The sequence below is a fragment of the Pseudomonas sp. Irchel s3b5 genome, assembly GCF_900187435.1.
Classification (GTDB): domain Bacteria; phylum Pseudomonadota; class Gammaproteobacteria; order Pseudomonadales; family Pseudomonadaceae; genus Aquipseudomonas.
Map to the genome: position 1 here is coordinate 63,735 of NZ_FYDY01000002.1, position 16,729 is coordinate 80,463.

General features: G+C 60.8%; 17 protein-coding genes. 9 read left to right on the forward strand and 8 right to left on the reverse strand.

The features are described 5' to 3' along the window. Positions 1-426: 426 nt before the first annotated feature. Complete coding sequence (locus tag CKW15_RS02420) at positions 427-807, reverse strand: RidA family protein (RefSeq protein ID WP_008021538.1); 381 nt, start codon at positions 805-807, stop codon at positions 427-429. A gap of 75 nt (positions 808-882) precedes the next feature. Then, entirely contained in the window at positions 883-1,677 is a 795-nt protein-coding gene (locus tag CKW15_RS02425) for an AraC family transcriptional regulator (protein WP_095151490.1), read from the reverse strand. 187 nt (positions 1,678-1,864) lie between these two features. On the opposite strand from CKW15_RS02425, the gene CKW15_RS02430 reads away from it, so the two are divergent. The 6 genes from CKW15_RS02430 (at position 1,865) to CKW15_RS02455 (ending at position 8,984) form a co-directional block, all read left to right on the forward strand. Beyond that, positions 1,865-3,511 (forward strand): APC family permease, encoded by a 1,647-nt coding sequence (locus CKW15_RS02430; RefSeq protein WP_095151491.1) that lies wholly within the window; start codon positions 1,865-1,867, stop codon positions 3,509-3,511. 46 nt (positions 3,512-3,557) lie between these two features. Then, positions 3,558-4,484 carry a 4-hydroxyproline epimerase gene (locus tag CKW15_RS02435; RefSeq protein WP_095151492.1) on the forward strand — a complete coding sequence of 309 codons (927 nt, stop codon included), beginning with the start codon at positions 3,558-3,560 and terminating at the stop codon, positions 4,482-4,484. Between the two features lie 55 nt (positions 4,485-4,539). Further along, positions 4,540-5,487, forward strand: coding sequence for a dihydrodipicolinate synthase family protein (locus CKW15_RS02440; protein ID WP_095151493.1), 948 nt, complete (start codon positions 4,540-4,542; stop codon positions 5,485-5,487). A gap of 80 nt (positions 5,488-5,567) precedes the next feature. After that, positions 5,568-7,145, forward strand: coding sequence for an aldehyde dehydrogenase (NADP(+)) (locus tag CKW15_RS02445; protein WP_095151494.1), 1,578 nt, complete (start codon positions 5,568-5,570; stop codon positions 7,143-7,145). A gap of 3 nt (positions 7,146-7,148) precedes the next feature. After that, complete coding sequence (locus CKW15_RS02450; RefSeq protein WP_095151495.1) at positions 7,149-8,426, forward strand: FAD-binding oxidoreductase; 1,278 nt, start codon at positions 7,149-7,151, stop codon at positions 8,424-8,426. Positions 8,427-8,480: 54 nt separating this feature from the next. Beyond that, positions 8,481-8,984 carry a PaaI family thioesterase gene (locus tag CKW15_RS02455; RefSeq protein ID WP_095151496.1) on the forward strand — a complete coding sequence of 168 codons (504 nt, stop codon included), beginning with the start codon at positions 8,481-8,483 and terminating at the stop codon, positions 8,982-8,984. 4 nt (positions 8,985-8,988) lie between these two features. Here CKW15_RS02455 and CKW15_RS02460 read toward each other — a convergent pair whose 3' ends face one another. Both CKW15_RS02460 and CKW15_RS02465 read right to left on the reverse strand, forming a co-directional pair. Next, positions 8,989-9,612 (reverse strand): NIPSNAP family protein, encoded by a 624-nt coding sequence (locus CKW15_RS02460; protein WP_095151497.1) that lies wholly within the window; start codon positions 9,610-9,612, stop codon positions 8,989-8,991. 144 nt (positions 9,613-9,756) lie between these two features. After that, entirely contained in the window at positions 9,757-10,116 is a 360-nt protein-coding gene (locus CKW15_RS02465; protein ID WP_095151498.1) for a DUF6124 family protein, read from the reverse strand. Positions 10,117-10,783: 667 nt separating this feature from the next. On the opposite strand from CKW15_RS02465, the gene CKW15_RS02470 reads away from it, so the two are divergent. Both CKW15_RS02470 and CKW15_RS02475 read left to right on the forward strand, forming a co-directional pair. Further along, the gene (locus tag CKW15_RS02470; protein WP_095151652.1) at positions 10,784-11,089 is read left to right on the forward strand and encodes a DUF1778 domain-containing protein; all 306 of its coding nucleotides are present in this window, start codon (positions 10,784-10,786) and stop codon (positions 11,087-11,089) included. Next, the gene (locus tag CKW15_RS02475; protein ID WP_256583052.1) at positions 11,035-11,547 is read left to right on the forward strand and encodes a GNAT family N-acetyltransferase; all 513 of its coding nucleotides are present in this window, start codon (positions 11,035-11,037) and stop codon (positions 11,545-11,547) included. Before CKW15_RS02470 ends, CKW15_RS02475 begins: the two co-directional genes overlap by 55 nt. A 206-nt stretch (positions 11,548-11,753) precedes the next feature. Here the strand turns inward: CKW15_RS02475 and CKW15_RS02480 are convergent, their stop codons facing one another. After that, complete coding sequence (locus tag CKW15_RS02480; protein ID WP_095151499.1) at positions 11,754-12,113, reverse strand: DUF6124 family protein; 360 nt, start codon at positions 12,111-12,113, stop codon at positions 11,754-11,756. A 395-nt stretch (positions 12,114-12,508) separates the two neighbouring features. Continuing rightward, complete coding sequence (locus tag CKW15_RS02485; protein ID WP_256583053.1) at positions 12,509-13,279, reverse strand: helix-turn-helix domain-containing protein; 771 nt, start codon at positions 13,277-13,279, stop codon at positions 12,509-12,511. A gap of 121 nt (positions 13,280-13,400) precedes the next feature. Here CKW15_RS02485 and CKW15_RS02490 point away from each other — a divergent pair, with 121 nt between their 5' ends. Beyond that, positions 13,401-14,621: an MFS transporter gene (locus CKW15_RS02490; RefSeq protein WP_095151501.1), complete on the forward strand. Its 1,221-nt coding sequence runs from the start codon at positions 13,401-13,403 to the stop codon at positions 14,619-14,621. Between the two features lie 9 nt (positions 14,622-14,630). On the opposite strand, the gene CKW15_RS02495 is transcribed toward CKW15_RS02490, so the two are convergent. Together CKW15_RS02495 and CKW15_RS02500 are read right to left on the reverse strand one after the other, a co-directional pair. After that, complete coding sequence (locus CKW15_RS02495; RefSeq protein WP_095151502.1) at positions 14,631-15,752, reverse strand: carboxylate-amine ligase; 1,122 nt, start codon at positions 15,750-15,752, stop codon at positions 14,631-14,633. 13 nt (positions 15,753-15,765) lie between these two features. Next, positions 15,766-16,710, reverse strand: coding sequence for a class I SAM-dependent methyltransferase (locus CKW15_RS02500; protein WP_095151503.1), 945 nt, complete (start codon positions 16,708-16,710; stop codon positions 15,766-15,768). Positions 16,711-16,729 lie beyond the last annotated feature (19 nt).

Consider the following 16,729-nt stretch of genomic DNA (forward strand, 5'->3'; position numbering starts at 1 on the left):
GGCGTGGACCACACATTCAGCCCATGACCAACATGCCCCTGTAGGAGCAAGCTTGCTCGCGAAAGCGGTAGACCATTCAAAATGGATGTCGACTGACACGCCGTCATCGCGGGCAAGCCCGCTCCTACATTTGATCGGCGTGGACCACACATTCAGCCCATGACCAACATGCCCCTGTAGGAGCAAGCTTGCTCGCGAAAGCGGTAGACCATTCAAAATGGATGTCGACTGACACGCCGTCATCGCGGGCAAGCCCGCTCCTACATTTGATCGGCGTGGACCACACATTCAGCCCATGACCAACATGCCCCTGTAGGAGCAAGCTTGCTCGCGATAGCGGTAGACCATTCAAAATGGATGTCGACTGACACGCCGCCATCGCGGGCAAGCCCGCTCCTACAGGGTTTTGTGCATATCTGGCTGAGATCAGGCTTTGGCCGCCATCGCGGTCACTTCCACGCGCATGCCTTCGACCGCCAGGGACGCTACGCCAACAGCAGCGCGGACCGGCCATGGCTTGGCGAAATAACGCTTGTAAACCTCGTTGAACGCGGCGCGGTCGGCCATGTCGGTGAGGTAGATGGTCAGGTGCATCACGCGGTCCATGGAACTGCCCGCACGTTCCAGCGCCACCTTCAGCGCTTGGAGGGTGCATTCGCTTTGCAGGGTGATGTCGCCCAGTTCCAGGCTGCCGTCGGCGCGGGTCGGAATTTGCGTGGAGACCAGCACGCCACCAAAGCCGACAACGTCGGAGGAAATCGAATCCGCATCAGGATCGGGGGTAAAGGTCAGGTCGTGGTTTGCCATGGGAATTCTCTTGCTTGAAAGGGTAAGGCGAATGCCTTTGACGCAGCCAGTTTACAGGCCAATCCCGACGCATCGCTAATCCAGGCTCGACGACTGCTCCAGACCGGTCGCCTGCCGGTACTGACGCGGCGTGAATCCGGTCGAGGCCTTGAACTGCCGAGTGAACGCACTGTGGTCGGTGTAGCCGCATTGCAAGGCAACGTCGGTGATCGGCATCTCGGTGTGCAGCAGACGATAAGCATGTTCCAGGCGCACTTTCTGGATCATCTGCCGCGGTGTCAGGTGGAACACGCGCTTGCAGTAGCGCTCCAGTTGCGCCACTGAAATACCGGCGATGCGCGTCAGTTCGCCAAGCGTCACGCGTCGATTGAAGTGTGCACGAATGTGCTCATCGACCGCCGCCAGGCGCTGATACGCCGGGTGCGTGTCGCTCGCCGATTGCAGGTCGACCGAGATCCCGGCCAGGCCGATGATTTCATTGCGGCGGTTATACAGCGGTCGCTTGTGAGTCAGGCACCAACCCGGTTCTCGACTGCCGTACAGGTGCAGCTCCAGTTGATCCTCCAGGACAAAACCCTGCTCCAGAACGCGTCGGTCCTGCTCGGTATAACCGGGGCCCAATTGCTCCGGAAACACCTCGGCGCTGGTTTTCCCCAGGAGCGGTTTCAACTGCTTCAACCCGCAGCGCTGCACCAACGTACGGTTGGCCATGACATAGCGCGCCTGCACATCCTTGATGAAGATCGCGGCATTGGGAATGACATCCAGCATGGGCAGCAACAGCGCAACGCCGGCCAGCAATTGCTCGATGGATTCGGGACGATTCGAGTCGTCGCCCTGGCACAACATCGCAAACGCATCCTGAGTCATGAACCCGCCCTTCGCAAAAATCAGACATTGCCCATTGTGCTGATTTCGTCATCGACACCCAAGAAAAACATCAATCGCGAGCACGCCGCCACGTTCAATCTATGGCCACCGCCCTCCTCGGCAATACCGACAGGGGCGACTTGAAGTGCACACCTGCCTATCCAATAACTCACAAGAAGGCGATGCCATGTCAGGCCAAGGCAAGTTCAAAAAACAACTTTCGTTGATAGACCTTACGTTTATCGGACTGGGGGCCATCTTCGGCTCCGGTTGGCTGTTCGCAGCCAGTCACGTCTCCGCCATTGCGGGGCCGGCGGGGATTTTCTCCTGGTTGCTGGGCGGGTTTGCCGTTCTGCTGCTGGGCATCGTTTATTGTGAATTGGGCGCGGCGCTGCCCCGTGCCGGCGGTGTGATTCGCTACCCGGTTTATTCCCACGGCCCGCTGTTGGGTTACCTGATGGGCTTCATCACGCTGATCGCGTTTTCCAGCCTGGTGGCCATCGAAGTGGTCGCTGCGCGTCAGTACGCTGCTGCATGGTTTCCCGCATTGACGCAGGCCGGCTCCAGCAATCCAACGGCGCTTGGCTGGCTGGTCCAGTTTGGCCTGCTGTGCCTGTTCTTCATGCTCAACTACTACAGCGTGAAAACCTTCGCCAAGGCCAACAACCTGATCAGCCTGTTCAAATTCATCGTGCCGTTGCTGGTGATCGGCGTGCTGTTCACCTTTTTCAAACCGGAGAACTTCCAGTCCCAGGGTTTCATGCCGTTCGGGCTGTCCGGTGTCGAAATGGCGGTGTCCGCCGGCGGCATTATCTTCGCCTACCTGGGGCTGACTCCGATCATCTCGGTGGCCAGCGAAGTGAAGAATCCGCAACGCACCATCCCGATTGCACTGATCCTCTCCGTACTGCTCTCCACCGCCATCTATGTGTTGTTGCAAGTGGCATTCCTCGGCGGTGTACCCACCGAAATGCTCGCCAACGGCTGGGCAGGCGTCGCCAAAGAACTGGCCCTGCCATACCGCGACATCGCCCTGGCATTGGGCGTGGGTTGGTTGGCTTATCTGGTGGTGGCCGACGCGGTGATCTCCCCGAGCGGTTGCGGCAACATCTACATGAACGCCACGCCACGTGTGATCTACGGCTGGGCTCAAACCGGCACCTTCTTCAAGATCTTCACCCGCATCGACGAAAAGTCCGGCATCCCGCGTCCGGCGCTGTGGCTGACCTTTGCCCTGTCGGTGTTCTGGACCCTGCCCTTCCCTTCGTGGGAAGCCCTGATCAACGTGGTCTCCGCCGCGCTGGTGCTGAGCTATGCCGTCGCGCCGGTCTCCGTTGCCGCACTGCGCCGCAATGCGCCGGACATGCCGCGACCGTTCAAGGTCAAGCGCATGGGCGTCCTCGGCCCGGTGTCGTTCATCATCGCCGCGCTGATCGTCTACTGGTCGGGCTGGAACACCGTGTCCTGGCTGCTCGGCCTGCAAATCCTGATGTTCGTGATCTACCTGCTGTGCGGTCGCTATGTGCCGACGCAACACCTGAGCCTGGCCCAGCAAGTGCGTTCTTCGGCATGGCTGATCGGCTTCTACGCCGTGACCATCGTGCTGTCCTGGCTCGGCAGTTTCGGTGGCATGGGCGTGCTCACCCACCCGTTCGACACCGTGGTCGTGGCAGCCTGTGCGATGGGCATCTACTACTGGGGCGCGGCCACCGGCGTGCCGGCGCATCTGGTTCGCCTGGAAGAAGAGGACGGTGAAAGCAAAGCCGATCCTGTTCACACCGGCACAACCACAGGCCAGCGCCCAATCGGCGTGTCCGCCCAAACCTCTCGCTGAAATTCAGGCCAGCAATGCCTGCGTGTTCCTCTGAATGGAAAGGTTTATGAAAAAAGTACATGTCATTGATTCCCACACCGGCGGGGAACCGACTCGCCTGGTGATGTCGGGCCTGCCCCAGTTGCCCGGCCGGACCATGGCCGAGAAGCGCGATGCCCTGCGCGAGCAGCATGACCCATGGCGTCGCGCCTGCCTGCTGGAACCTCGTGGCAACGATGTGCTGGTGGGTGCGCTGTACTGCGAACCGGTGTCGCCGGATGCCACCTGCGGCGTGATTTTCTTCAACAACGCCGGCTACCTCGGCATGTGCGGCCACGGCACCATCGGCCTGGTGAACTCGCTGCATTACCTGGGACACATCCAGCCCGGCGTGCACAAGATCGACACCCCGGTCGGCCCGGTCAACGCGACGTTGCATGAGGACGGCAACGTCACCCTGCGCAACGTGCCCGCTTACCGCTACCGCCAACAGGTGCCGGTCGAGGTGCCCGGCCATGGTCGTGTCCATGGCGATATCGCCTGGGGCGGCAACTGGTTTTTCCTGGTGTCCGACCACGGCAAAACGTTGCAGATGGACAATGTCGACGCCCTGACCGAGTACACCTGGGCGATGCTCAAGGCCCTCGAAGCCCAAGGCATCCACGGCGAAGACGGCGCGCTGATCGACCACGTCGAGTTGTTCGCCGAGGACGACCAGGCCGACAGCCGCAACTTCGTCATGTGCCCGGGCAAGGCCTACGACCGCTCACCCTGCGGCACCGGCACCAGCGCCAAACTGGCCTGCCTGGCGGCCGACGGAAAACTCGCCGTCGGTGAGCGCTGGGTCCAGGCCAGCATCACCGGCAGCCAGTTCGTCGGCAGCTATGAATGGGACGGCGAACGCATCATCCCGTCCATCACGGGCCGCGCCTACATGACCGCCGACGCCATGTTGCTGATCGACGAACACGATCCTTTTGCGTGGGGCATTTGAGCCCTACGCCTCTTCCCTCAATAAATCTGAATGAACGCGTCAAGGAGTTACAACAATGAGCGACAACATTTTTACTGGCTGCATTCCGGCACTGATGACCCCGTGCACCGCCGACCGCAAACCGGACTTCGACGCACTGGTGGCCAAGGGTCGCGAGCTGATCGACATCGGCATGAGTGCCGTCGTGTATTGCGGTTCCATGGGTGACTGGCCACTGCTGACCGAGGCCGAGCGTCAGGAAGGCGTGGCCCGCCTGGTGGCTGCCGGCATTCCGACCATCGTCGGTACCGGTGCGGTCAACAGCCGCGAAGCGGTGTCCCATGCGGCGCATGCGGCCAAGGTCGGCGCCCATGGCCTGATGGTCATTCCTCGTGTGCTGTCCCGTGGCGCTTCGGCCATCGCGCAAAAAGCTCACTTCGCCGCAATTCTGAAAGCCGCACCGGGCTTGCCCGCCGTGATCTACAACAGCCCTTACTACGGCTTCGCCACCCGTGCCGACCTGTTCTTCGAACTGCGTCGCGAGTACCCGAACCTGATCGGCTTCAAGGAATTCGGCGGTGCTGCCGACCTGCGCTACGCCGCCGAACACATCACCTCCAAGGATGACGCCGTCACCCTGATGGTCGGTGTCGACACCCAAGTGGTGCACGGCTTCGTCAACTGCAACGCCACCGGCGCCATCACCGGCATCGGCAACGCCCTGCCACGCGAAGTGCTGCAACTGGTGGCATTGAGCAAGCAAGCTGCCAAAGGCGACGCCAAGGCCCGTCGTCAGGCCCGCGAGCTGGAATCGGCACTGGCGGTGCTGTCGTCCTTCGACGAGGGTTGCGACCTGGTGCTTTATTACAAGCACCTGATGGTGCTCAACGGCGACAAGGGATACGCGCTGCACTTCAACGAAACCGATGTGCTCAGCGATGCCCAGCGTCGTTACGCCGAGAACCAGTACGCGCTGTTCCGCCAGTGGTACGAGCACTGGTCGGCCGAGCAGAACGTCGCCTGACGTTCACCCGGCTTGCACGGCGGCGCGCCGGGTCGCGCCGCTTTTGTTTTCGTCCCCACCTATTTTTTTCAGGAACCACCATGACTCTGACAGGCAACCTGCTGATCGGTCAGCAAGCCGTTACCGGGCATCGCGAAGCGATCCGGGCCATTAATCCCGCCACTGGCTTGCCACTCGAACCGGCCTACCTCGGAGGTGGCCGCGAGCACGTCGAACAGGCGTGTGCCCTGGCATCGGCCGCCTTCGACGGCTATCGCACAACCTCGCTGGACGCACGCGCTGAATTCCTTGAAACCATCGCCAGCGAGATCGAAGCCCTCGGCGATGAACTGATCGACCGCGCCGTTGACGAGACCGGCCTGCCGCGCCCGCGCATCCAGGGCGAACGGGGCCGCACCTGTCAGCAACTGCGCCTGTTTGCCCGCACCGTGCGCGCCGGCGAATGGCTGGATGTACGCGTCGACAACGCGCTGCCAGAACGCCAGCCCCTGCCCCGTCCGGACCTGCGCCAACGACAGATCCCCGTGGGCCCGGTGGCGGTGTTCGGTGCGAGCAATTTTCCGCTGGCTTTCTCCGTCGCCGGTGGCGACACCGCTTCGGCATTGGCCGCCGGGTGCCCGGTGGTGGTCAAGGCGCACAGCGCACATCCGGGGACCAGCGAACTGGTCGGCCGTGCGGTGGCGCGTGCGGTGAAACAGTGCGCGCTGCCCGAGGGTGTGTTTTCGCTGCTGTTCGGTTCCGGTCGCGAAGTCGGCATCGCTCTGGTCACTGACCCGCGCATCAAGGCCGTGGGGTTTACCGGTTCACGCAGTGGCGGCATCGCCTTGTGCCAAGCGGCGCAGGCACGTCCGGAACCGATCCCGGTGTACGCGGAAATGAGTTCGATCAATCCGGTGTTGCTGTTCCCGGCCGCCCTGCAAGCTCGCGGTGAGGCATTGGCTCAAGGCTTCGTCGCATCGCTGACCCAGGGCGCCGGTCAGTTCTGCACCAACCCTGGTCTGGTGATCGCCCGCCAAGGCGCTGCCCTCGATCGTTTCATCAGCGCAGCAGCCGACATTGTGCGTCGCAGCCCCGCGCAAACCATGCTCACGCCCGGGATTTTCAGTGCCTACGAGGCCGGCGTCGGCTCGCTGGTCGAGCACGCGCATGCCCAGGCAGCCGCCGTCGGTTTGGCGGGTGAAACACCCAACCAATGCCAGGCCCACCTGTTCGTCAGCCGTGCACAGGATTTTCTCGCGAACCCCGCGTTGCAGGCTGAAATGTTCGGCGCCGCTTCGCTGATCGTGCAATGCGCCGATGATCATGAAATGCGTCAGGTCATCGAGCACCTCGAAGGCCAGTTGACCGCCACGCTGCAACTGGATGACGCCGATCTGGACAGCGCCCGGGCCTTGCTGCCGGTGCTGGAACGCAAGGCGGGCCGCTTGCTGGTCAACGGCTGGCCAACCGGCGTCGAAGTGTGCGATGCCATGGTCCATGGCGGGCCGTTCCCGGCGACGTCCGACCCACGTACCACCTCGGTCGGCACCGCGGCAATCCTGCGGTTCCTGCGCCCGGTGTGCTATCAGGATTTCCCGGACGCCTTGCTCCCCGCCGCGCTCCAGCAGGGTAATCCGCTGCAACTGCGACGCCTGCTCGACGGCCAGAGAGAAGGCTAGGCCATGTCGAATCTTTCCTCGCCCCACTTTGCCCATGACATTGCCGTGGTCGGCGCCGGGATCATCGGCGTTGCCTGCGCCTTGCAGCTCGCCCGCCAAGGCCATCGAGTGGTGGTCATCGACCAGCAGGAACCCGGTCGCGGCGCTTCATTTGGCAACGCCGGGCACCTCGCCACCGAGCAGGTGTTCCCCATCGCCGACCTGTCGATCCTCAAGCGCCTGCCCGCCATGCTCATGGACCCGATGGGCCCGCTGCGCCTGGACTGGAAATACATGCCCCGCGCCCTGCCCTGGTTCATGCGTCTGTTGCTGAACCTGCGCCCGGCGCCGTTCCAGCGCACCGTGGCCGGCATCCGCGCCTTGAATGAAAGCAGCCTGGACGCCTGGCAACGGTTGCTGAGCGGAATCGCCCGCCCTGATCTGCTGAAAGAAGACGGCTCGCTGCTGGTGTTCGAACGGCCCGATTCACAACCCGCCATCGAAGCAGTGCTGGCACGCATGCGCCAGCAACAGGTGCCCGTCGATTTCTGGCAGGCCAACGCCGTGCGCGAAGCGGCCCCGCAACTGAGCGAAGGCATTAAGGGCGGATTGTTCTTCCCGCGCACCGGGCATTTTCTCGACCCGTTTCGGGTGGTTGGCGAACTGGTCAATGCGGCCAAGGCTAGCGGCGTGCAGTTCCTCAAGCAACGGGTCGATGGCGGACAGCTCACTGAACACGGCGTTTCGTTGATCACCGATCAAGGCCGAGTCTCCAGCCGACGAGTCCTGATCGCCTGCGGTGCTCACTCGGCGAAACTCACCGCTGCGCTGACCGGCAAAAAAGTCCCGCTGGACACCGAGCGCGGCTATCACCTGATGTTGCCCCTCGAGCTTGAACGGTTGCCGTTTGCCGTGACCTCGCTGGAGCGCAAGTTCATCATGACGCCCATGGCCGAAGGCTTGAGGTTGGCGGGGACGGTCGAGTTCGCCGGTCTTGATCAGCCACCGAGCATGGAGCGTGCCTGGCAGCTACACCGTTTGAGCAAAGGTTTGTTCCGTCGCGAGTTGAATGCCGAAGCCGCAACGCCGTGGATGGGGTTCCGCCCTTCGCTGCCGGATTCGCTGCCGATCATCGACCGGGTGTGCGACGGCAAGGTCCTGCTTGCTTTCGGTCATCAACATCTGGGGCTGACGCAGGCCGCAGTAACGGCCGAACTCATCGCACAACTGGCCCTGCCCGGGAGCGTCGCAGCCTCTACAGGATTACCCGCGACTGAGCCCTACAGACTGGATCGTTTTTGAGGGAAACTGTAGAACCATCAAGTGATGGTTCACATTTCAAAGGATGATCAAGGTATGTCCCGGCACGACACCTCCCTGCAAGACACCGCCGCGCCTGACGGCGTTTGTTACGGCTGCGGCCCCGACAACCCGCACGGGCTGCACATCAAGAGCTTCTGGCACGAAGACGGCGTGCACGTCATGGCCGAGCACGTGCCGGACGCCCGATATTGCGGCTGGCCGGACCTGGTGTACGGCGGCCTGATCGCGATGCTGGTCGATTGCCACTCCAACTGGACGGCGATGGCGTACCACTACCGCGCCGAACAGCGCGACGCCGCCAGCCTGCCGCGGATCAATTGCGTCACCGGCAACCTGGGCATCAAGTTCATCAAGCCGACACCCATGGGATTACCGCTGACCCTGCGCGCCAAAGTCGAAGGCGAGGTTGGACGCAAAACCCGCGTGGTCTGCGAGGTCTACGCCGGTGAAGTGCTGACCGCCATTGGCGATTCGATATTTGTGCGCGTCGATACCGAGCAACTGGCGGCCGCCGCTCACGGCCGGGACAACGGCTGACCGATCATTGCAACGGTGAAAATTTCGCCGGCAAATAGATCGTCGAACACATGTCCTGCAATTGCGGACCGGAGTTTTCCGGCGGCCAGACGCCGTCGGCCACCGCTTGGGTCCGTACTTGCAGACGCTCTTCCAGCGTAGCCCACGGCCAGATATGCAGATAACGTGGCAGCGAACCATCAGTGGCGTAAAACGCCGCATACACCGGTGAGTATTGTTCGGCGGTGCGCGCTTCGATGGCTTTGCTCCAACCGTCGAGCGTGGGCTTGAGGCCGCTGCTGATCAGGTCATAGACACGCATTTCGTAGAACGGGCCATGCTGCCCGGCGTGCAAGGGTTTGAGGAAAGGAAACAGCGTGTAATTCTCGATGCGCAGATCGGTGATGAGCTCGCCGACACCGAACACTTCGCCGCCCAACAGGAAGCGCTCACGCTCGGCCTGCCGCAGGCTTTCGTCTTCATAGCCGCGCAGTACGGTGATCTGGTTCAACTGGCCGATCTCCGACGCCCAGCAGCCCATCAACGCCCCACCGACTTCTGGCTTCGCCAACGCAGTTTCGATGCGCACCAGTGCATCGTTCACCGTGCGCACCCGCACGGTCAAAGTGATCAGTTCAAAAAAACGCATACCACGCTCCGGCGATTGTCAGCCCGTGCGGGCCTCCCTTGGCGCACAGCGTATGCCAGGCCTTGTGGGCAAAACATTGAGGCAATCACCATCGGTCATGGTGATTGCCGCAGGGCGCTAGGTAGTTTCTTTACTGAAGCGTCTTTATGCAGGCGGATCAATCTGATCCAGCACCCGGTTCGCCGTGATCTCAGCCAACATCACACTGTTGGAAATCCCCAGCAGCGCATTGCGCGAGCCGCCGTCCAGGTGGTCCACCAATTGGTGCACCATCACATCCACCGAGGCCAGTGTCTCGACCAGATAGACCACCAGGGTTTCGGTATCGGCCTGCGGGTCGACGGTAAACAGTGTGCTGACTGTACGCGGTGTGGCTTTGATATCGGCGGTCGAGGGAAAGTGGAAATCGAGGGCGCGTTCGGCGGCTTCGTTGAGCTTGTTTGAATCGGGTTCGTACGGGGATGCCGGATCGTTTTCCGGCGGATTGGGGGTGACCTTGAACATAGCAACTCTCCGTCTACGAGTTAAAGCTGCACCGTTCGGTTCCAAGCGAAGGGTGGCAGCTGTACGCAGGTTGGAACCCGGGGTAAACGGAACCCGGCAGACCATAAGGTCTCCCGCGCACAGCCGCCATAACGCAGAACACACTTTTCAGCGTGTAAGCATGTAACGTAGGGGCTACGCACCGTTTGTATATCAGGGTTCCAAGCCTGGTCGCTGAATTGGCAACGACACGCAAACGATATGACTTGGACCCTAGACGCACAAGCCGGCGGATTCTGGCGTAAGCGTAGGCAACGGCGCAAGGTCTTGTGGCTTTCAGGAAGTAACGCTGACAGCTTTTAAACAAGCAGTAGTGCTTGGCCACATAACCCTGGAAAACCTTCCTTCCTGCGGTGATAAGTGCTCCATCCCTTGCGCCTAGCGCCGTATATCCGAAAGCTACACGGCGTGTAGGTATGAGCTACACACAACTCTAAAATCAACACCGAGGCTGCCTCTATGGCTTCACACCTCACAACGCCAGATTTTACGTTAGCAACATGGTCCAAGACTCTCCGGGCCACCTCAAAAGAGTCAGATAATGAAAAGTAAATACACGTTCGATGTGCTAACACCATAAGGAGGTCCACCTTCAATAATCTACCTACCCACAGATGGGAAAAGCACCATGTCCGCAACCATTGAAAGCGTTGAAAAAAGCAAGCCCGTTCCAATCAACATGCGAACGGACGCAAAAAAACGAAACCTGATCGATCTGGCCGCAGCCATGTCCGGTCGCGATCGAACCAGCTTTATCCTTGAAGCGGCGTGTCAAAAAGCCGAGGACATCATCCTGGATAGGCGATTGTTTGTTCTCGACGCCGCCGCATTTGACCAATTCGAAAGGGCCCTGGAAGACAACCCCATCAGAGAAAACAAGTGCCTGAAGCAACTGCTCCAAAGGCCAAAAATCTGGGACAGAGCGCCCCGGTAAAACTCAATGAAACACACGACTTCAGCACCTTTGAATGCGGTCAGGCATCCATTGATGCCAACGTCAAGCGTGCCCTGAAAGCCCAGGCTGCAAAAGACGCCGTCATTTACGTGATCTGCCGCAACGGCACACTGCAAGTGCTGGGCTTTTACACGCTGACCATCGGCGCGGTCATGCGCGACCAAGCCCCCAAAAAGCTGCAACGCAATGCCCCCAATCAATACCCCGTCACGGTGCTCGGTCGCTTGGGTGTCGATAGAACAATCCAGGACCAGGGTGTGGCCATCGCCCTGTTGCAAGACGCCATCGAGCGTTCAATTTCGGCGTCAGAAGCGGTGGGGTCCCGTGCGCTTTTGGTTCATGCACTGGATCAAGGTTTGGCAGACTTTTATAAAAAGTATGCGTGCTTTATCGAAAGCCCCGTTTCGCCACTGACACTGATGTTGCCGCTGCAATAAGCCTATGCCTCAGCCAGACTGGCTATTCGGCCTCCTAACGATCCAACTGCCCCCAAAAACGCGAAACCCCGGGACCGGTGTTTACCGGTCCCGGGGCTCTGTGCGGCTTGTGCTGGCGCGTGACGGACGTCATAGGGGCATTTCACAGCGGTGAATGGAAGATTTGTTCACCGCGTGAGCAAACCAACGGTTCAAACGAACCGCCCCTACGCCGGCGGATCCATCTGATCCAACACCCGGTTCGCCGTGATCTCCGCCAGCATCACACTGTTGGAAATCCCCAGCAGCGCATTGCGCGAGCCACCGTCCAGGTGGTCCACCAATTGGTGCACCATCACGTCCACCGAGGCCAGTGTCTCGACCAGGTAAACCACCAGGGTTTCGGTATCGGCCTGCGGGTCGACGGTAAACAGTGTGCTGACTGTACGCGGTGTGGCTTTGATATCGGCGGTCGAGGGGAAGTGGAAATCGAGGGCGCGTTCGGCGGCTTCGTTGAGTTTGTTTGAATCGGGTTCGTACGGAGAGGCCGGATCGTTTTCCGGCGGGTTGGGGGTTACCTTGAACATAATCTTCAATTCCTACGATGGTGCTGACACCGCTTCGCGACTAAACGAAGGGGTGGCGGCTGTACGCAGGTTAGTCGACCGGGGAATTGAAGAAACCGGCGCACCCAAAGGTGCCCTACGCACAGCCACCATCAAATGCAGGTACGAAGACCTGTCTGACAGACGCTTGCACAACTTCAATTACCACCGAGCGACTAAACCCGATCACTGACAATCAGTGATGGGAATCAAGTTACCGACGGCCCCCAAGGTGCACAAGCCGGCGGATTCTGGCGTAAGCGTAGGCAACGGCGCAAGGGCTTGTAGCTTACGGGACATTACCTACAGGCCTTTTAAACAGGCGCTCTCAGCGCACGTTTAATGAGTGCATTCGAGCGACGACAACACCCTTCCCTTCACTTGAAAAACTCGCTCGGCGTCTTGCCGAACTGTTTCTTGAACATGGTCGTGAACGCGCTCGGGCTGTCGTAGCCCAGCTCCCCGGCGATGTCGATGATCTTCTCCCCGACGGCGATGCGCTCCAGAGCCAGCAGCAACCGAGATTGCTGGCGCCACTGGCCGAAGGTCATGCCGGTTTCCTTGCGAAAGCGACGCTGGATGGTTTTTTCGTCGAGGCTCAGGCGTGCGCTCCAGTCGGCCAGGGTCGAGCCGTCTCCGGGATCACGCTGCAATGCGCTGCAGATCTGGTTGATCCGTGAGTCGGCAGGCTGGGGCAGATTCAGTGGCAAAGTCGGCAGGATCGTCAGTTCATCCAGAATCAGGCGCAGCACGCGGGCTTCCCTTGAGTCGGGTTCGCCGCTGACGTCGAAATCCACCGAGACTTTGATCAGTTCGCTCAGCAGTGCAGAAACACTCACGGCCCGGGTTTCTTCTGGCAGATTCAACCCCGCTTCCGGGCGCACGAAGACGCTGCGCATTTTCAGTGGCCCGACACAGCGAATCGAGTGCACCTGCCCACATGGCATCCAGATGCCCCGGCTCGGCGGTACGGTCCATTGGCTGCTTGCGGAGTGCACCACCATCACGCCTTCGATGGCGTAGATCAGTTGGTGCTTCTCGTGGGAGTGCGGCTGAATAAACCAGTTTTCCGGGTAATCGGTCGCACTGCTGCGAACGTCCCAGTCGCCTTGGTCGATATCCGCGAGAAATTTATCCAGTGGCTTCATGACGCCCTTTTTGCGATGGTCGATGCCCGAGTTGCGCGAGACGGGCGATTTCAAGGCCCCTAGGATAACGCCGAACCCTGAAATTGGCTGCGCTGCTCGCGACTTATCTGGAAGATCACCCATGTCGACCACCACCCTCGCTTCACCCTCTCCCACCGCCTCGGTGGCCGCGCAAGCGAGTCCCTTGGTCATGCGCGTTGTCGGCGCTTGCGCGTTGGCGCACCTGATCAACGACTTGATCCAGGCTGTGCTGCCATCGATCTACCCGATGCTCAAGGCCAATTACGGCCTGACGTTCACCCAGGTCGGGCTGATTACCTTGACCTTCCAGCTCACCGCTTCGCTGCTGCAACCGTGGATCGGTTTCCATACCGACCGCCACCCGAAACCGTGGCTGTTGCCGGCGGGGATGGTCTGCACGTTGATCGGTATTCTGATGTTGTCGATGGTCGGCAGCTTCCCGGCGATTCTGGTCGCTTCGGCGTTGGTCGGCGTTGGCTCGTCGACCTTTCACCCGGAGACTTCACGGGTTGCGCGATTGGCTTCCGGCGGTCGCTACGGTTTGGCGCAATCGACGTTCCAGGTCGGTGGCAACGCCGGCAGTGCTTTCGGTCCGCTGCTGGCTGCGGCGATCATCATTCCCTACGGCCAGGGCAACGTTGCCTGGTTCGGCCTGTTCGCGGTGTTCGCCATCTTCGTGCAATACGGCCTCAGTCGCTGGTATCGCAACCACCTCAACCTGTTCAAGCTCAAGCAAGGCAGCCAGGCCGCCCACGGCCTGTCAAAACGCCGGGTCACCTTCGCCTTGGTGGTGCTGGCGCTGCTGGTGTTTTCCAAATACTTCTACATGGCCAGCTTCACCAGCTACTTCACCTTCTACCTGATCGAGAAATTCGACCTGTCGGTGGCCAGTTCGCAGTTGTACCTGTTCCTGTTTCTCGGTGCGGTCGCGGCGGGGACTTTCTTTGGCGGCCCGATTGGCGACAGGATCGGCCGCAAGCGAGTGATCTGGTTCTCGATCCTTGGCGCAGCGCCGTTCACCCTCGCCCTGCCCTACGTCGACCTGTTCTGGACGGGTGTGCTGAGCATGATCATCGGCTTCATCCTCGCCTCGGCGTTTTCGGCCATCGTGGTCTTTGCCCAGGAACTGGTACCGGGCAACGTCGGCATGATCGCCGGGGTGTTTTTCGGTTTGATGTTCGGTTTCGGCGGGATCGGTGCGGCGCTGCTCGGGTATCTGGCGGATAGTCATGGCATCGAGTACGTGTACACGCTGTGCTCGTTCCTGCCGCTGCTGGGGATCCTGACAATCCTGTTGCCGTCGATCAAGGAACGCCGCTGAGGCTACGACTTACCCTCGGCTTTCTTGCAGCAGCAGGTCTACCACCTGCTGCATGCACGCGACGGGTTCAACCCGTCGAGCACTGGCCCGCGCATGACACGCCCGCTGTCGTTCGGCACTGTTGCCGGCAAGCAACAACGCCTCGGCTTGATCGAACAAACGCGGTTCACCCATGCGCACCGCGGTGTCTTCAAAGGTCGTCCGGGCCTGATCCAGCCATTGCCGGGCATTCATGACTTCACCTTCGGCCTCCATCACAAACTGCCCTTGCGCACCATGACGCTTGGCTTGCCAACGGTTTTCCTCCAGTAGCCAGCGTGTCGCAGGGTCATGCCTGGCGCCGGGCCTGGCTGTCGAAATGGCGAAGGCCACCATCACCCGAAACATGGTTGCCAGCAACAAGGTTTCACTGAGCCGTGGGCAAGCGTCGGTCATGCGCAGTTCCAGGGTCGGGTAGCGGATGGCCGGCCGCAGCCCCCACCAGCCATTGCCGTCAGCCGCCAGCGTGCCCGTGCGGCGCAGTAACGCGAGAAAGCGCTGATATTCGCCCTCGTCCTCGAAGTGCTCGGGCAGCCCCATGCGCGGCCAGCCTTCGCACACAACCTGACGGTAACTCATGAAGCCGCTGTCGGCGCCTTGCCAGAACGGCGAGGAGCAACTGAGCAGCAACAACAACGGCAGCCATGGCGTCACTGCGTTCATGACCGTTATGCGGTCGACGCCTTCTGTCACTTCGACGTGCACATGCAAGCCGCAAAGCACACTGCGCTGCGCCACCGATTGGTACTCGCGAAACAACGAATCGAAGTGCGGTTGCGCAGTGGCGCATTGTTCATGCCAGCGTGCCAGCGGATGTGTGCCTGCGCAAAGCAAGCCCAGGCCATGAGCGGCGAGCGTGCGATTGAGCTGTGAGCGGACATTATGGAAAAAATCGGCAGCCTGATCTGTAGAAGTGAAAACCGGTGAAGCCACCTCGATCTGTCCCTGGAACATTTCGTAGGCAAAGGTGCAGCCCACCGTCTCCCGGCATTCGTGCAACAGCTCAGTGCTCGGTTCGGCGAGCATTTGCCGGGTGTCCAGATCCGTCAGGAAATACTCTTCCTCGATGCCGAACCGGGGGCCGGGATTCATCGGGTCGATTCCTTCAATGCCGACGGGTCACGGTCAACGCCACCACCGCAATACGCTCGACCCATTCGTAGCCGGGCTTGAGCAGCTCCTCGCCAAATACATCGGGGTCCAGCTCCCGATAGGTCCAGCCAAAGGCATCGCCGGATACCAGCGGCAAGACACACTCAAGAAACGGGTCGTGACCGGCCACCATCGCCACGCCGGTGTACAGCACCAGGCTTGCGCCCAACCCCAGGCGCGGCAACGATTCGCGAACGATGCGCAGCGACAGACCTTCACCCAAGGCGCCACCGCCATGGCGATAGGCGCGCTGCTGGCTGTCGTTCATGTACGGCGGGTTGGCGATGATCAGGTCGAACTGACCGTCGACACTGCCCAGCACATCGCTGTGATAAACCGCGACATTGTTGAGGCCGGCCAATTCGGTATTGACCGCCGACAACCGTAGCGCGCCGGGGTTGATGTCCACCGCCAGCACTTCGGCCTCCTGTCGGCTGCGCGCAGCGATCAGCGCCCCGACACCGGCGCCACAGCCGATATCGACCACACGGCGCACGGGCTCAAAGCATCGCTGCAAGTGAGCAACGATCAATTGCGCAAAGCGGTAACTGTCGGGGCCAAAAAATATGGCGTCGGTCTGGCTGGTCGGATACGCCGAGTGGGCAAACAGCATGCCTTCAAGGGAAGACCAGCGCACGGCGCTGCGCCACAGGGCGCCATCGCGTTCAACAATGCCTGCGCGTTCCAGGTCTGCCAGTTCGTCAGCCGGGAACAGACTGTGCTCGAACGGCATCGACCAGCCGAAGACATCGCGCATGTCCTTGGCCAGCGGCGTAGCCAAGCGTTGATAGACCCGTTCGTGGGTCAGCGGTGTCGGGGTGACGAAGTGATAGTGGTCGGCGATCAAACGCCTGCCCAGTTCCAGCAATGTCCGATCAGCGAAGGATTGTGCCGACATGGGGTGCTCCTGTGGTCGG

What these genes read in the sequence shown, in the direction of transcription:
- CKW15_RS02420 (WP_008021538.1), bottom strand. Translation starts at nt 807, where the DNA reads ATGGCAAACCACGACCTGACCTTTACCCCCGATCCTGATGCGGATTCG.
- CKW15_RS02425 (WP_095151490.1), bottom strand. Translation starts at nt 1,677, where the DNA reads ATGACTCAGGATGCGTTTGCGATGTTGTGCCAGGGCGACGACTCGAAT.
- CKW15_RS02430 (WP_095151491.1), top strand. Translation starts at nt 1,865, where the DNA reads ATGTCAGGCCAAGGCAAGTTCAAAAAACAACTTTCGTTGATAGACCTT.
- CKW15_RS02435 (WP_095151492.1), top strand. Translation starts at nt 3,558, where the DNA reads ATGAAAAAAGTACATGTCATTGATTCCCACACCGGCGGGGAACCGACT.
- CKW15_RS02440 (WP_095151493.1), top strand. Translation starts at nt 4,540, where the DNA reads ATGAGCGACAACATTTTTACTGGCTGCATTCCGGCACTGATGACCCCG.
- CKW15_RS02445 (WP_095151494.1), top strand. Translation starts at nt 5,568, where the DNA reads ATGACTCTGACAGGCAACCTGCTGATCGGTCAGCAAGCCGTTACCGGG.
- CKW15_RS02450 (WP_095151495.1), top strand. Translation starts at nt 7,149, where the DNA reads ATGTCGAATCTTTCCTCGCCCCACTTTGCCCATGACATTGCCGTGGTC.
- CKW15_RS02455 (WP_095151496.1), top strand. Translation starts at nt 8,481, where the DNA reads ATGTCCCGGCACGACACCTCCCTGCAAGACACCGCCGCGCCTGACGGC.
- CKW15_RS02460 (WP_095151497.1), bottom strand. Translation starts at nt 9,612, where the DNA reads ATGCGTTTTTTTGAACTGATCACTTTGACCGTGCGGGTGCGCACGGTG.
- CKW15_RS02465 (WP_095151498.1), bottom strand. Translation starts at nt 10,116, where the DNA reads ATGTTCAAGGTCACCCCCAATCCGCCGGAAAACGATCCGGCATCCCCG.
- CKW15_RS02470 (WP_095151652.1), top strand. Translation starts at nt 10,784, where the DNA reads ATGTCCGCAACCATTGAAAGCGTTGAAAAAAGCAAGCCCGTTCCAATC.
- CKW15_RS02480 (WP_095151499.1), bottom strand. Translation starts at nt 12,113, where the DNA reads ATGTTCAAGGTAACCCCCAACCCGCCGGAAAACGATCCGGCCTCTCCG.
- CKW15_RS02485 (WP_256583053.1), bottom strand. Translation starts at nt 13,279, where the DNA reads ATGAAGCCACTGGATAAATTTCTCGCGGATATCGACCAAGGCGACTGG.
- CKW15_RS02490 (WP_095151501.1), top strand. Translation starts at nt 13,401, where the DNA reads ATGTCGACCACCACCCTCGCTTCACCCTCTCCCACCGCCTCGGTGGCC.
- CKW15_RS02495 (WP_095151502.1), bottom strand. Translation starts at nt 15,752, where the DNA reads ATGAATCCCGGCCCCCGGTTCGGCATCGAGGAAGAGTATTTCCTGACG.
- CKW15_RS02500 (WP_095151503.1), bottom strand. Translation starts at nt 16,710, where the DNA reads ATGTCGGCACAATCCTTCGCTGATCGGACATTGCTGGAACTGGGCAGG.